Source organism: Acinetobacter sp. V102_4 (assembly GCF_031799005.1).
Taxonomy (GTDB): Bacteria; Pseudomonadota; Gammaproteobacteria; order Pseudomonadales; family Moraxellaceae; genus Acinetobacter; species Acinetobacter calcoaceticus.
In genome coordinates this window covers 77,293-92,113 of record NZ_JAVQNR010000028.1, presented here as the reverse complement: position 1 = coordinate 92,113, position 14,821 = coordinate 77,293, and the positions used below count along the sequence as shown (strand labels likewise).

14 protein-coding genes are annotated in these 14,821 nt (G+C 40.0%); 11 read left to right on the top strand and 3 right to left on the bottom strand.

The features are described from left to right. Window positions 1-47 precede the first annotated feature (47 nt). Genes RMB13_RS01070 through RMB13_RS01060 form a run of 3 tightly spaced genes read left to right on the top strand, consistent with a single transcriptional unit; the run spans window position 48 to window position 4,047 of the window. Window positions 48-2,834 carry a type VI secretion system Vgr family protein gene (locus RMB13_RS01070; protein WP_311084165.1) on the top strand — a complete coding sequence of 929 codons (2,787 nt, stop codon included), beginning with the start codon at window positions 48-50 and terminating at the stop codon, window positions 2,832-2,834. Next, window positions 2,824-3,561: a hypothetical protein gene (locus tag RMB13_RS01065; protein WP_311084164.1), complete on the top strand. Its 738-nt coding sequence runs from the start codon at window positions 2,824-2,826 to the stop codon at window positions 3,559-3,561. The genes RMB13_RS01070 and RMB13_RS01065 overlap by 11 nt, the downstream gene beginning before the upstream one ends. 9 nt (window positions 3,562-3,570) lie before the next feature. Then, window positions 3,571-4,047, top strand: coding sequence for a hypothetical protein (locus tag RMB13_RS01060; RefSeq protein ID WP_311084163.1), 477 nt, complete (start codon window positions 3,571-3,573; stop codon window positions 4,045-4,047). An 85-nt stretch (window positions 4,048-4,132) separates the two neighbouring features. Here the strand turns inward: RMB13_RS01060 and RMB13_RS01055 are convergent, their stop codons facing one another. After that, window positions 4,133-4,834, bottom strand: a complete 702-nt coding sequence (locus RMB13_RS01055; protein WP_311084162.1) for an SDR family NAD(P)-dependent oxidoreductase — start codon at window positions 4,832-4,834, stop codon at window positions 4,133-4,135. A gap of 616 nt (window positions 4,835-5,450) precedes the next feature. On the opposite strand from RMB13_RS01055, the gene RMB13_RS01050 reads away from it, so the two are divergent. From RMB13_RS01050 to RMB13_RS01030, 5 genes are all read left to right on the top strand, one after another. Next, entirely contained in the window at window positions 5,451-5,954 is a 504-nt protein-coding gene (locus tag RMB13_RS01050; protein ID WP_016139629.1) for a DUF2867 domain-containing protein, read from the top strand. Window positions 5,955-6,032: 78 nt separating this feature from the next. Beyond that, window positions 6,033-6,734 carry a DUF1003 domain-containing protein gene (locus RMB13_RS01045; protein WP_311084161.1) on the top strand — a complete coding sequence of 234 codons (702 nt, stop codon included), beginning with the start codon at window positions 6,033-6,035 and terminating at the stop codon, window positions 6,732-6,734. 111 nt (window positions 6,735-6,845) lie between these two features. After that, the gene (locus tag RMB13_RS01040) at window positions 6,846-7,511 is read left to right on the top strand and encodes an RluA family pseudouridine synthase (RefSeq protein WP_311084210.1); all 666 of its coding nucleotides are present in this window, start codon (window positions 6,846-6,848) and stop codon (window positions 7,509-7,511) included. 128 nt (window positions 7,512-7,639) lie between these two features. Then, window positions 7,640-8,020: a ribonuclease E inhibitor RraB gene (locus RMB13_RS01035; RefSeq protein WP_016139626.1), complete on the top strand. Its 381-nt coding sequence runs from the start codon at window positions 7,640-7,642 to the stop codon at window positions 8,018-8,020. 28 nt (window positions 8,021-8,048) lie between these two features. Beyond that, on the top strand, window positions 8,049-8,426 hold the full coding sequence (locus tag RMB13_RS01030; RefSeq protein WP_311084160.1) for a nuclear transport factor 2 family protein: 378 nt from the start codon (window positions 8,049-8,051) through the stop codon (window positions 8,424-8,426). Between the two features lie 44 nt (window positions 8,427-8,470). On the opposite strand, the gene RMB13_RS01025 is transcribed toward RMB13_RS01030, so the two are convergent. Beyond that, a complete protein-coding gene (locus RMB13_RS01025; protein WP_311084159.1) occupies window positions 8,471-10,561 on the bottom strand; it encodes a TonB-dependent siderophore receptor in 2,091 nt (696 codons plus the stop codon). Window positions 10,562-10,635: 74 nt separating this feature from the next. On the opposite strand from RMB13_RS01025, the gene RMB13_RS01020 reads away from it, so the two are divergent. After that, window positions 10,636-11,781 carry a heparan-alpha-glucosaminide N-acetyltransferase domain-containing protein gene (locus RMB13_RS01020; protein ID WP_311084158.1) on the top strand — a complete coding sequence of 382 codons (1,146 nt, stop codon included), beginning with the start codon at window positions 10,636-10,638 and terminating at the stop codon, window positions 11,779-11,781. A gap of 42 nt (window positions 11,782-11,823) precedes the next feature. On the opposite strand, the gene RMB13_RS01015 is transcribed toward RMB13_RS01020, so the two are convergent. Then, a complete protein-coding gene (locus RMB13_RS01015; RefSeq protein WP_003655656.1) occupies window positions 11,824-12,291 on the bottom strand; it encodes an Lrp/AsnC ligand binding domain-containing protein in 468 nt (155 codons plus the stop codon). A 136-nt stretch (window positions 12,292-12,427) separates the two neighbouring features. On the opposite strand from RMB13_RS01015, the gene RMB13_RS01010 reads away from it, so the two are divergent. Continuing rightward, window positions 12,428-13,693 carry a D-amino acid dehydrogenase gene (locus tag RMB13_RS01010; RefSeq protein ID WP_127494532.1) on the top strand — a complete coding sequence of 422 codons (1,266 nt, stop codon included), beginning with the start codon at window positions 12,428-12,430 and terminating at the stop codon, window positions 13,691-13,693. A gap of 20 nt (window positions 13,694-13,713) precedes the next feature. Beyond that, complete coding sequence (gene alr, locus RMB13_RS01005; protein ID WP_311084157.1) at window positions 13,714-14,817, top strand: alanine racemase; 1,104 nt, start codon at window positions 13,714-13,716, stop codon at window positions 14,815-14,817. Window positions 14,818-14,821: the final 4 nt, after the last annotated feature.

Genomic DNA, 14,821 nt, shown 5'->3' with positions numbered 1-14,821 from the left:
TTTTTAATTAAAATGCGGCCTAAATATAAGTTTGATTGATAATAAAAATGCAGATGAGTGTGTCGAGTATATTGGAGCGTTTAGGCCTTGTTTCACAAAATCGCGCTGTTCATATCCAATTCTCAAATCAGTCTTTAAATCAGCAAGTCTTCTTGCAACGCATTGAAGGCGAACATACGCTCAATCAGGGCAGCGTTGCTGAATTACTGTGTCTGTCGACTAACGCGCATATTGCATTAAAACAATTTATTGGCTGTCAGGTTGCTGTCGATCAGGTCACTGACATGGGCCAGTTCTTTAGAACCACAGGCATTATTACCGAAGCGAGCCAAGGGCAAAGCGACGGCTCACTCACCATTTATAACTTAACCTTAAAAGACTCAACTGCACTCTGGCATAAGCGCCGTAATAGCCGCGTGTTTATGAATAAAAGCGTGCGAGATATTAGTGAAATTCTATTTAAGGAATGGCAGGGGAAAAGTCCGTTATTTGCTTCAAGCTTAACACTCGACACAGCTGGGTTAACTAAAGACTATGATGTGCGCCCATTTGTGATGCAGTCAAATGAAAGCGATTATGATTTTTTAACCCGCTTGTGGCGTAGCGAAGGCATTAACTGGCTAGTCGACGAATCGCAGCTTTTTGTCGCTGACCCGAATGCTTCCATTCAGCCACAAGTCTTACGTTTAATTGACGATAACCAAAATTATCAAGCCCTTGAACGCCGTAGCCTACGTTACCAGCGCAGCAGTGCTACAGAACAGTTCGATACCATTACGCAAGTTAAGGCAGAACGCCGTTTACAGCCGACATCGGTTCATGTGCAACGCTGGCAAGCCGATGCCCTTCAACAAGAAGAAGGCAGTGGCAGCGTACAAGGTAAGCAGCAACACAGCGAACACTATGACAATGCGAGCTTAAACCTTGAAGATGCGTGGCACGTTAGCCCTGCTTGGATGCAGGACTTAAAAGGTGAAGACCAAGCCACAGCTTCGGGTAATAGCCAGATTGAACAGTTTAACCAACACATCAATGCTTACCACCACCTGAGCTCTAAACAGTTTACGGTTTCAGGTAATGTTCGGGATGCACAGGTGGGTTACTGGTTTGAACTCAATGACCATCCAGAACTCGACCAACATGACAGTGCTGATAAAGAGTTCTTAATCTTAAGCAAGCACTACTATAACCAGAATAATTTACCGAAAGAATTACAGCAGCAACTTGAGCGCCTATTACCAAAAGACAAGCTCAAGGCAGCCCAACTCGACAGCCAAAATCCTGAGCAGCGCCATTATGCTGAGCTGAACGTGGTTCGTCGCAATATTAAAGCTGTGCCTGAATATCACCCGCTAGAGCATCGCCCCGCGGCTTACCCGCAGCGAGCTAAAGTGGTGGGACTGGAAGGTGAAAGCATTCATGTTGACCAATGGGGACGTATTAAAGTCCGGTTCCTGTTTACCCGAGCTGATGATCATAGCCATGACGGCGGTGCGGGCAGTAACGACAATGATACCGACTCGGCTTGGGTAGATGTACTCACACCTTGGGCGGGCGCAGGTTATGGAGCACGCTTCTTGCCACGCGTTGGTGAGATCGTAGTGATCGACTTCTTTGACGGCAATATTGACCGCCCATTTGTGGTGGGCCGCATTCACGAAGCTGAACGTCACCCAACTCAGTTTGACCAGAAAGGCCAGCTACCCGACACTAAAAAACTCAGTGGCATTCGCTCAGAAGAAGTCGATGGTAAAGGCTTTAACCAGCTACGTTTTGATGATACTACAGGGCAAATCAGTGCCCAGCTACAAAGCAGCCATGCTGCAAGCCAGCTCAACTTGGGTAACTTAAGCCATCCAAAAGACAAGGCCGAAAGTGACGGTCGTGGTGAAGGCTTTGAACTCAGAACAGACCAGTGGGGGGCAGTTAGAGCTGGCAGTGGTTTACTGATTAGCACCCATAAACAAGACCAAGCTCAAGGCGTACACCTTGATGCAAATGGGGCCAAACAACAAATAGACGGTGGCCTTAGCAATGCCAAGGCACTCAGTGAAGTTGCCAAAAATCAACAAACTGACCCTTTAGAAAATTTAGAAAACCTAAAATCCTTTATTGAAAAACTTGAGCAGCAAGACAATGCAAAAGCCAAAACTTTCAAAGATGCGATTATGCTGTTGGCGAGCCCAAATAGCATCGCGCTGAGCAGTAACGAAGACATTCACTTAAGCGCAGATGGGCAGCTAAACCAAACTGCCGGAGACAGCATTAATCTGTCTACACAAAAGAACTTGATTGCACACGCCCAAAACAAGATCAGCCTTTTTGCCGCGCAAGAAGGGGCAAGACTATATGCCGGTAAAGGTAAAGTCGAGATACAAGCGCAAGGTGACGGAGCAGATTTAATTGCCCGTAAAGCTGTTCAGATTATTTCAGCAGAAGACAAAATTGAAGCGACCGCAGCCAAAGAAATTGTACTCACTGCGGGCGGCTCTCAAGTCAAAATTACTGGGTCGGGTATTTTTATGACCACCGGCGGTAAATTTGAAGTGAAGGCTGGACAGCATTTGTTTATGGGAGGCGGGAGTGCGAATGCGAATGTTCCTGCGTTGCCTGATTTGCGTATTAAAAACGAGCATCGTAATTTCCAAGCTATAGATTCGTCTAAGAGTGAACCATTAGAAGGAATTCCTTATTCAATTTTGAATAAAAGAACAGGAATAAAGTCTTATGGTTTTACTAATGAGAAAGGAATGACAAAAACCATAAAGTCTGCTGAAAATGATGAATTAGTTGTTAATTGGTTCGAACAGGAAGATAGGGTAAATGGCGAATAATTCAACAACAAGTACTACAACGAATACAGCTAATCCACCGACCCAGAAAGTTCCTTTGAAACCAGAAGCTGAGTTACATCTATTAGTAGGGAGTGCATATGGGGAAGGAGATAGAGAGTCACCATATGGCCATACTGCTGTTTATATTAAGTTGAAAGGTAAGGATTATATCTATGATTTTGGTAGGTATGGAAAAATTAAGCCTGAAAGTTTTGGTCCATTCACATTAAGTGGTTCTAGTAGCCCCAGAGGAGAAGGGGTGCTAAAGGTTTGGGATAATTATCAAGCTTATATTGCTGAGGAGAATAGTCAAGGAGCTGGGACTTCGAAAACTAGGACAACACACGCTTATGGCTATAAAATCTTTGATAGTCAGGCTATGTTGGTATTAAATTATTATAATACTTTGATGAAAACAGCTAAATCATATGTAAAAACAAAGTATTATACGCGTTATACACTTAATCAAGATTATTTTGCTTTAGGTCCTAACTGTACGACCCAAAGTTTAGATGCAACAAGAAAAGCAATTCCCAGTATGGCAAAATCTGGTTATAAATTTGTTAATGCTGATAAAGTATTACCAACTACTGCAAAGTTAGCATTTAAAGCAAGTAAATATGAAATGCCAAAATATTTATTCTTGCCAGATAATTTAAATGATTATTTAAAAGTCTCTCCGGATGTGAAAGTAGATATAAAAAATATTTATCATAGTGGGAAGTAGGATAATCTAGTGAGGAAGAATTTGATAATAGGTTTGCTGCTTTTATTTTTTTTCGTTCAATTATTTTTTAATATTTATTCATGGAGAACTATGAAAGTGGCTAAAATTCATGTTTTAGAAAAACCTTTAAAGATATATTCGTTTGAAGGTAAATATTCGAAAAATAGTACTTTACCAGAATATTATATTTTGCCAGAAGGTACAGTTTTATATGATGATAGTGACTCTTTGAACAGAAGGGTTATGGTTTACTTTAATTTGCAAGGGGTGGATTTTAATTTCGAAGAACAAGATCCTGATATTTTAAAACAACCTAGTGAAGTTAGTGCTATAAAATCAACGGAATTGCCTGATTTACTAAAAGAAATTCCTCTGACTAAAAAAGATATTTATTTAATTATTAAACATGATGACAGTATAAATGACTCCGTACGTTCTATTCTCTTTAAAAAATACAAAATTGATCCATCAGAGTATGAAAAGTAGTTAAATACTACTGCGACATATAAACATCAAATTAAAAATTTAGAGAAGCGTAATTGATTACGCTTCTTCTATCATAAGAAATTGTTTAAGCAGCTTGAATGGCTTCACCACAAAGAGAAACAGTTTCTTGTTTATGCTGGTGTAAATACCAGAACTGCTCTGCAACTGTTTCTGGATGCACCGTGTAGGTTTTATCTTGTGCGCCAGATGTACCATCAACGAAACCATTCACAATTACTTGGCTCACGTAAACATTTGAGTCAGCAAGACTATGAGCAAGTAAGTTGGTGGCTTTGTATTGAGCGGCAGCGGTAGTTGCTAACGATGAGTACTCTTTAGCAACCAAGTCGATACCAACCGCATCGAAAGCAAAAATTCCGTTTGTCGATAAAACGCTACCGTGGTTCTTTTCTAAATCACTTAGGCAAGCTTGCACCGTCGCAATATAGCTCGAAACACGAATATGAAAGCTTTTACTAAGCTCTAGTGGAGGGGTTTCTAAGATATTGCCTTCAATATCATGGAAAGCATTCCAATGAATATTTTTAATCTCTCCTAATCGGTCTTTAATACGATTAATAAGATTTGGTATATCTTCAAGAACCGCTAAATCACATGCAAAAGCGTAAGCTTCAATACCTTGTGTTTTAAGCTCTAGAATAGCCTTTTCAAGTTTTTGGGCGTTTCGTGCCACTAACCCGATTTTATAGCCTTCTTTACCAAATTTATGTGCTACGGCTTTGGAAATACCCGTTCCATAACCAAAAATTATAATATTGTTGTTCATTATAAAGTTCCAAAAAACCAATTATTTGGTTAGAAATAGTTTATAATATGTTTTTATAATGTATTCAAGCGAAAAAGTTATCTATAAAAAATAATACTGAAAGAGCAAAACAAAAAATCTTAAAAGCAGTAATGAGTAATTTTGGTTTGAATGATCCAGTCGGCTAAACGTATGCTGATGAAATAACTTCTAATGAGTTTATAAATTATTAAGGTTGGTAAAATAAACCGTAAAATACAAATAAAGTGGAATTTAAATTTAACTAATTATGGTGAAATGGGAATAAATTCTTTTTAATTTACTTAATGGCGTAAAAATTTCCAAAAATAGTTAAAATTAGCTGTTCTTAGAAAAACAATCCCGCAGGGTGCTGGCTAAACTATATCTCAAGGGTGTGATAGGGATCGAAAAGAGTAGCATGCACCAAAACGTATAACGTTAGTGTGTACTCACCCAAAAGGTCTCGATTCGGCTTAGGACGCTATAGATCAAAAGTTTATAGGCATAAGGTTCTAACTTACAAAGTTATAATTGTTGAAGTAAACCATAGATGTTTTCCCTTGACACCCTAAAAAATTCTCTATAATAAAAACGATACTTTACAAGAATATAATTTATGAATAAGCCTTATCTTTCTGCCTTGCCGCATGACAGCCAAATCTCATCCCAATTGAACAATGCTTACTTCCACGACTCGTGGAGTATTGTGCTTGGCCAACCAGACCTGAATGTATTTCAGCAACTTATTAAACTGTTCCATCACACGCCTCAATGGATAGAATGGAGTATGAATTTACGTAATAAAATTACTTCAAAGATTGGGCTTAAAGATTTAGGAAGTTTTAAGCAAATTGATGCGCATAAAAAAGAAAATGAATATGTAGCTGGTGATCGGATTGGAATTTTTACCTTGTTACAGCGTACCGAAAATGAGTTAGTGGTTGGCGATGACGATAAACATTTAAATGTGACTTTATCTATTTATAAAAATGAAAAGACTCAAGTCCTCACCATAACCACAGTGGTGCATATTAAAAATTTACTTGGGCGGCTGTACATGTTGCCTGTGATTCCTGCCCACCGAAAAATAGTACCAGCCACTTTACAGATATTGGGTTAGAGTACTATTTTTATTTACGATGTTATCCGTTGAAATCGTTTATATAATATACGTATTATCAATTGCGAGCTGAATAAAATGGACAATAAAAACCAGTATCGCCAATGCGCCGTTTGTGGAAAGAGTTTTCCCTTAAAAGATCTGGTTTCGGGTGAAGTCATTCGAGATGTCATTGGTGAAGAAATCTTGAAAGATTATCCAGAGTGGTCTTTTTCAACCTTTATTTGTCGTACTGATTTGGCAGACTACCGTATTAAATATGTGCAATCACTATTACGCTCAGAAAAAGGCGAGTTAACAACTTTAGAAAATGAAGTGATTGGCAGTATGCAACGGCATGAGCTGATTAGTCGAAATACAGAGACAGAGTTCGATCAGAATTGGACTTTGGGTGAAAAACTAGCAGATAAAATAGCCTCTTTTGGCGGAAGTTGGGTCTTTTTAACTTATTTTGGACTATTTTTAGTAGTTTGGATCATTTTAAATACCGTAGTGATGGTGGTGCATCCTGTTGATCCTTATCCATTTATTCTGCTTAATCTGGTGTTGTCATGTTTAGCTGCAATTCAGGCACCTGTCATTATGATGAGTCAAAATCGACAAGAGGTAAAAGATCGGTTACGCGCTCAACATGATTATCAAATTAATTTAAAAGCTGAGCTTGAAATTAGGCATTTACATGAAAAAATGGATCATCTTTTATCACATCAATGGGAAAGACTTGCACATATTCAAGAAATTCAGCTCGATCTTTTATCTGAAATGAATAAAAAACGGTAAAAACTGAATCTGAGTTTCACGTGGAACATGATGAGCTGTATAGAATATTTTGCGGTAAATTGGAAATTTCTTTATGATCTGCCGCCATGCTCACTTGCTGCTTCTACGACAATGCCTTTAAACGACAACTTTGTTTATGCTCCGCCACAAGATCCGCTTTCAATTTTATTTGAAGATGACGATTTGGTCGTGGTTGATAAACCTGCGGGTCTATTGTCGGTTATGGGGAGGTTGCCTGAACATCATGATAGTGCCTATTTACGCATACTTGAAAAGTTCCCTTTGGCTAAGGTTACGCATCGTTTAGATATGGCGACTTCGGGTTTGCTTATGTTTGCAAAGCATCGCGATGCAGAAGTTGCGGTAAGTAAAATGTTTCAGGCCAGAACAGTCAAAAAACATTATATTGCTTTGGTGCAAGGCCAAGTCGCGGAAGAGGGTATTGTTGAAGTTCCGCTCATTACCGATTGGGAAAATCGCCCGAGACAAATCGTGCATTTTGAGTTGGGCAAACATGCCAAAACCTTATTTCAGCCTCTAGTTTATGATGCCCACACTGACCAAACTCGTGTTTTACTAGAACCAGTAACAGGGCGTTCACATCAGCTACGTGTACACATGATGCATATTGGACATCCGATTATGGGTGATAAGTTATATCACCCTGAACCAAAGCAATTTCACTTAAACCGTATGGCGTTACATGCCGTATATTTGGCTTTCCAGCATCCATTAAATGGAACCGATGTGGTGATTGAATCGAAGGTGCCTTTTTAAAATTTATATAATTAAAAAAATTAATTTGATGCAATTGGGAACGGAATATATACCCAAACTGCAATAAAAGTCGGGTATTCTTAATGCCGAATAATATTAATACGGCAACAACAACAAGGGATCATATTATGACTCGTGATTACGAACAATTTCCAGATGATGATAACGGCAATGTACTTTGGCAAATGGCTGAAGACGGGGATGATTTAACCGATCTACATGAAATTGAATTTTCTATTGCTTTTCAAGATCAGAAAAATGCAGAGCAATGTGCACTCTATTTACTGTACCAAGAACAAAAGGTTTCACTCTTTCAAGATGATGCAGTTGAGCCAAATGAATGGATTATTACGATCTTCGTTAATATGGAACCCGACTATTCAGACATTGTTGACTTAGAACAATGGTTTGCCAGCATCGCTGAAAAATTTCAGGGTGAATATGATGGATGGGGCTGTATGGCTTATGTCTTCGAGGAAGGCGACGAAGAAGATGACCTGTTACAGTAAGGTCTAAAATAACGGGTAGGAGATAATCATGAACTTATCTCAAAAACAAATTGCTGTACGGTTTTTAGAGCTTGCCGCAGCTGGTGAAGTCGATGAAGCATATAGCAATTACACCGCGCCTAACTTCAAGCATCACAACCCTTATTATGCGGGTGATGTAACTTCTTTGAAGGAGGGAATGCGTGAAAGTGCAATTGAAACTCCAAATAAATTCTTTGAAGTTCAACATGTCATTGACGATGGTGATTTAGTTGCTGTGCATTCTAAAATTGAAATGCAAATGAACGGGTTAACCACTTTAGCAGTGGTTCATATTTGTCGTTTTGAAAATGGAAAAATTGCTGAGTTTTGGGACATTGGGCAAATACAGCCTGATCCACTCGTCAATGAAAACGGTATGTTTTAATGAAAAGCCCGAAAGTTTTCGGGCTTTTTTATTTTATGGATGAATTAAAATTTCCACTGTGCCGAAATTGAAGCGTTCAGTGGTTCACCCGGTTGAATCCACAAATCGCTATAGCTTGAGACATAGTAGGTTTTATCAAACAAGTTATTTATATTCAGCTGATAACGTAAGCGGTCAGATGGGGCGTAGTAGCCATTTAAATTCACCAGCGTATAACTTGGTAAGTTAAAGCCATTATCAATGTTATGACCACTGCGCTCACCGACATAGGTGAGGTTGGCACCTACACCTGCCTTTTTCGTGCCTTCTTGCAGGAATTCATAATTGGTGCTCACTGAGCTTTGGTGTTTTGGCACATTGCTTAGACGTGCACCTTTTGCTAGGTCTTGGTCTTTTTCAATTTGAGCATCGGTATAACTATAGTTGGCATTGATGAGCCAGCGGTCATTGATCTGGCTATTGAAGTCAAATTCAATCCCTTTACTGCTAACTTCACCAGCGGCTGTTTGGAATGTATTGTCGATTGGATCTGTGGTTAGTACATTCTGTTTTTTCATTTTAAACAGAGCGAGGCTAAGTACACTTTGGTCGTTTATTTTATATTTTGTGCCGACCTCATAGCTTTCACCTTTTTCAGGAGCGAAGGTTTGTCCATTTCGGTTCATACCGCTATTCATCGCAAATGAACGACCATAGTTTGTATAAAAAGCCCATTGGTCAGAAGCTTTAAAATTTACTCCGAAACGTGGACTATTTTGATGAAGTGTCTGGTTGCTTTCGGTCTGAGTCAGGTGATTTTTAAAGTCTTGTTCGACCTGATCAAAACGGTTGCCGAATAACACACTCCATTGATCATTAAAAAAGATTTGATCTTGTACATTAAGAGCAAAGTAACGTTGCTGTTCTTTGGTGTTGGTGAACGGTGCTAAATCTGGTAAATATTTTCCATATTCAGGTTGGTAAATATCAATTGTATTTTGCATGCCTGAGCTGTGGTTACGACGCAGCTGATATTGTTGATAATCGAGTTGACCAAGCTCAGTTGAAAGTAAAATTTCATGTCGAGCCCAAGATGTATCAAGCTTACCAAGCAATTCTGTTTGAGCCAGCACATCTTCACTTTGATAATCACGATAGCGGCGTTGGCGCTCTAAAGTACGGCCATCGGCTTGTAGGCGTCGTGGTTCGGTCGAAAAGCCGACCATTTGAGCATCTTTATAACTAACGGCACTATTCAGTTTCCAGTCAGGGTTAAATTCATGACTAAGATGTAACTGGTAAAAGTAATCTTTTACTTTCATATCGCCGTCATCAGGTTCGCCTGTAAAGGTTTTCGGGTCCATCACAAACTGGTGATTGACTGTGCTTACCCCGCGGTCAAAGGTTCCTTTGTGCTCTGTAAATTCACTGTCAAAGTCGAGTTGGGTTTGGTCTGAAATTTTCCATGTGAGCTGTGGTGAAAAGAACCAGCGTTCACTGCTGACACGATCACGAAAGCTTTGATTATCTTCATGGGCAACAGCTAAACGATAGGCCAGTTCATCGTTAATCGGTCCGGTGTGTTCCAGACTCATTCGATATTGTTCTTGGCTATTGGCGCGTAAGTTAATTTCACTTTCACGTTCCCACTGTGGCTTTTTGCTATTGAGGTTGAGTAATCCTCCTGTTTCTCCACGGCCATATAGTGCAGCCATTGGTCCTTTTAAAAACTCTAAAGACTCAATGTTTACGATATCTTTGGGAGCACTAATCCCTCGGTTTACACTCAAACCATTACGGATCATGGTAGCCCCTAAATTTGGATCACCACTAAAACCTCGGAAAGAGTAATTATCCCAAAAACCACCACCATAGTTGTTTTGATGAAAAACCCCACTGACTAAGGTTAATGCATCATCAATGCGCTGAACGTCTTGTTGTTCCATCACCTGTTTAGAAACAAAAGCACGATTAAAAGGGACGTCCAAAACATCATGAGAAAATTTAGTCGCCGAGCTATTTTGACTTACATCTTCTTTGGTCGTTTCAGCCTGAACGCGTATGGTTGCCAGTACCGTTGACGTTTCTTCTCCCCAACTGAGTGTCGAGATAAACGATAGACCTAAGGAAGACAACAAACCTAATTTGTGTTGCATAAATGAGCAGCCATGAAAGACAAAAGGGATTAAATGTAATAATATAACGTTACATTATTTTATTGATTATCGCTATGTCTTTAGAAAAAAATATTGAGCGTTTACAGTCGATTGATGCCTTACGTGGTTTGGTCATCTTGATTATGTTGCTCGACCACGTAAGAGAAACTTTCTATTTGCATAAGCAGGTCATAGATCCAATGGATGTAACAGTGACTGAACCTGCATTATTTGGTAGTCGGTTATTGGCACATATTTGTGCTCCAGTTTTTGTTCTTTTAACAGGTATTTCGGCTTTTTTATTTCATTCAAAAAAACAAGATTTACAGCAAACCCGTGCGTTTTTATTGAAGCGTGGTCTATTTCTAATTGTGTTAGAGCTGACATTGGTGAACTTTGCTTGGACTGCAACTTTTCCACCGGATGTTATTTATTTGCAGGTGATATGGGCGATTGGTATTAGCATGGTGGTGTTGGCTGGTTGTGTGAGTTTGCCTTTATCTGTTCTTACTGGTGCAGCTTTATTGATTATTTTTGGGCATAACTTATTAGATTCTGTGCATTTTACAAATGGTTTTTTACAGAATGTATGGTTCGTTTTACACGAGCGTGGTTGGATCGAGTTTGCAGACATCAAGCTTCGTACAAGTTATCCGGTTTTGCCTTGGATTGGTGTTATTTTGCTGGGGTATGTTTTAGGCCAATTCTTTAGTTCAAAATATACTGCAAAACAAAGAAGCCGCTATTTATTGAGTATCGGACTGACAAGTATTGGATTATTTGTTTTACTGCGTTTTATCAATATCTATGGTGACCAGCCGTGGCAACATTTTGAGTCATTACAACTCACTTTAATGAGCTTTTTTAACCTCACCAAGTATCCACCGTCTTTATTATTTATTTTGCTGAATGTTGGAATCGGTTTAATTGTGTTGGTTGCTTTTGAACGTATGCAGCAATATTTATTTTTAAAACCATTGGTGGTCTTTGGCTCGGTGCCTATGTTCTTTTATTTACTGCATTTATATGTGTTGAAACTGATGTATGTGTTTGCAATAAGTGTATGGGGAGCCAACTACGGCAATTATTTATCGGTTAATCATGTGTGGATGCTGTGGTTAATCACGATTGTGTTGTCTTTTGCGCTTTATCCAGCGGTTAAATGGTTCTCGAAATTCAAACATCAAAATAAACATATTTCGATTTTAAAATATTTCTAATGTTCAAAATATGGGTAAAGCGAGTTCAATAGTGGCCTCGCTTTACTTACTCACATCTAGATATAGAGTTTCTTTAACTTCTTCCATGACCACATAACTATGTGACGATGCCGAAGCGGGGAGTTTCTTTAACAGATCTCCTAACAAGCGGCGGTAGGCACTCATTTCTTTTAAGCGCGCTTTTACAAGATAGTCAAACTCACCTGAAATGAGGTGACATTCGAGTACTTCCGGAATCTCGACTAAGTCTCTGGCAACCTGATCAAATACATCGCCTGATTTGGCAGATAACTTAATTTCTAAAAAGACGAGCAAGTTGCGGTCAACGTAGGCTGGGTTTAGTCGTGCGAAGTAACCCATGATGATGCCATCGCGTTCAAGTCGTTTGACGCGCTCTGAACAGGGAGTGGTCGACAGGTTGACTCTCGATGCCAATTCACTAATCGCAATTCGTCCTTCACGCTGCAAAATATCCAGAATCATGCGATCTATACGATCTAAGGGGCGCATAGATATTTCCTCTTTTTTTAAAATTCTTGTGATAAAAACATAAATTTACCTAGATTATAGCCCGAAAAACAGTGAAATAAACTATTGAGGCGGAAATATACTAGTTAAATAAACTGGTGTGCGTGAGGGAATGGAAATGCGCGTAATTGTATTAGGTAGCGGCGTTATCGGAGTGGCAAGTGCCTATTATCTAGCTCAACAAGGAGCTGAGGTCACTGTTCTTGATCGCCAGTCAGGTCCTGCTGAAGAAACAAGTTTTGGTAATGCAGGTCAAATTTCGCCAGGGTATTCAACCCCTTGGGCAGCACCAGGAATTCCTTTTAAAGCTGTGAAGTGGATGTTCCAACACCACGCACCGCTTGCTATTAATTTAGATGGCAGCATGTGGCAGTTACAGTGGATGGCGCAAATGCTAAAAAACTGTAATCCACAAAGTTATGCTGTGAACAAAGAACGTATGATGCGTGTGGCTGAATACAGCCGTGACTGCTTACGTGAACTTAGAAAAGATACAGGTATTAATTACGAAAACCGTGCGAAAGGCACTTTGCAGTTATTCCGTAAAGAAGCGCAAATGGAAGCGGTTCAACGCGACATTAGCGTGCTACAAGAATGCGGCGTAAGTTACGAATTATTAAATGGCAATGAGCTTGGTCGTGTAGAGCCTGCTTTGGCAAATACGCAAGATAAACTGGTTGGCGGTTTGCATTTACCAAATGATGAGACAGGCGACTGTTATTTATTTACTAACGCTTTAGCTCAAATTGCTAAAGAGCTGGGGGTTAACTTCCAGTTCAACCAGAACGTAGAAAAATTGATTGTTGAAGGCGATGAAATTAAGGGCGTTCAGGTCAATGGTAAAGTCTTAACCGCAGATCGTTATGTTTTAGCGTTTGGTAGTTATTCACGTGATTTCTTGAAACCACTCGATCTACAGTTGCCTGTATATCCTGTGAAAGGTTACTCGTTGACGATTCCAATTATTGATCCAGCTTTTGCTCCGCAATCTACGGTGCTTGATGAAACCTACAAAATCGCGATTACGCGTTTCGATCAACGTATTCGCGTAGGTGGAATGGCAGAGTTAAGTGGTTTCAATTTAGGTCTGAACGAAGACCGCCGTGCAACCTTGCAAATGGTGACTCAGGACTTGTTCCCGGGCGGTGATATGGCACAGGCATCTTTCTGGACGGGTTTACGTCCAATGACGCCAGACAGTACCCCAATTATTGGTGCGACTCGCTTTAAAAATCTGTTCTTGAATACAGGCCACGGTACTTTAGGTTGGACTATGGCATGTGGTTCAGGAAAATTAATCAGTGACATCGTCTTGAATCATAAGACTGAAATCAGTACAGATGGTCTTTCAATTCAGCGCTATTCACACGCACATGCTGCATAACGGACGTTAGGAAATCAATCATGCCTCGTCCTATTACCGCAGTCATCCACCGTCAAGCCTTGCAAAATAACTTGGCGGTGGTACGCAAGGCTATGCCAAACAGTAAAGTTTTTGCCGTTGTAAAAGCCAATGCTTATGGACATGGAATTGAACGTGTTTATGAAGCATTTAAAGCGGCAGACGGCTTTGCCTTACTTGATCTTGATGAAGCAAAACGAATTCGTGCTCTAGGTTGGACAGGTCCAATTTTGTTGCTCGAAGGGATTTTTTCTCCTCAAGACTTATTTGATTGTGTGCAGTATCAGCTTAGTTTCACCATTCACAGTGAAGAGCAAATTGAGTGGGTTCAAAAGCATACTTATCCAGCTAAATTTGATATTTGCCTAAAAATGAACAGTGGTATGAACCGTCTTGGTTTTCAACCACAGCACTATGTTCAGGCATGGGAACGTTTAAATAATTTAGCAAACGTCTCCAAGATTACGCACATGATGCATTTTTCAGATGCGGATGGCGATCGTTTCGGTCAGCAGGGTATTGATTATCAAATCACTGCATTTGAAGACATTATTAAAGATTTACCAGGTGAAAGATCGGTAAGTAATAGTGCAGCTATTCTGCGTTATCAAGACCAGCTCAAATCAGATTATGCACGTAGCGGCATCATGCTCTATGGCAGCTCACCAGACTATCCAACGCATAATATTGCCGATTGGGGTCTACAACCGACCATGAGTTTACGCAGTGAAATTATTTCAATTCAGCATTTAGATGCGAATGAAAGCGTGGGTTATGGCTCAAACTTTGTCGCAGAGCAACCAATGACGATTGGGATTGTAGCTTGTGGCTATGCCGATGGTTATCAACGTATTTCACCGACAGGTACGCCTGTTTTAGTGGACTCTGTACGCACTCGTACAGTCGGCCGTGTCAGCATGGATATGTTGGCAGTCGACTTAACTGGCATTGATAGTGCCAAAGTCGGCAGCGAAGTGGTGCTCTGGGGCCAATCAAGTACAGGCATTATTTTGCCTATTGATGATGTCGCAGTTTCATCCGGTACGGTGGGGTATGAACTGATGTGTGCTGTCACCGCCCGTGTTCAATTTATTAATCAGGTATAAGGAA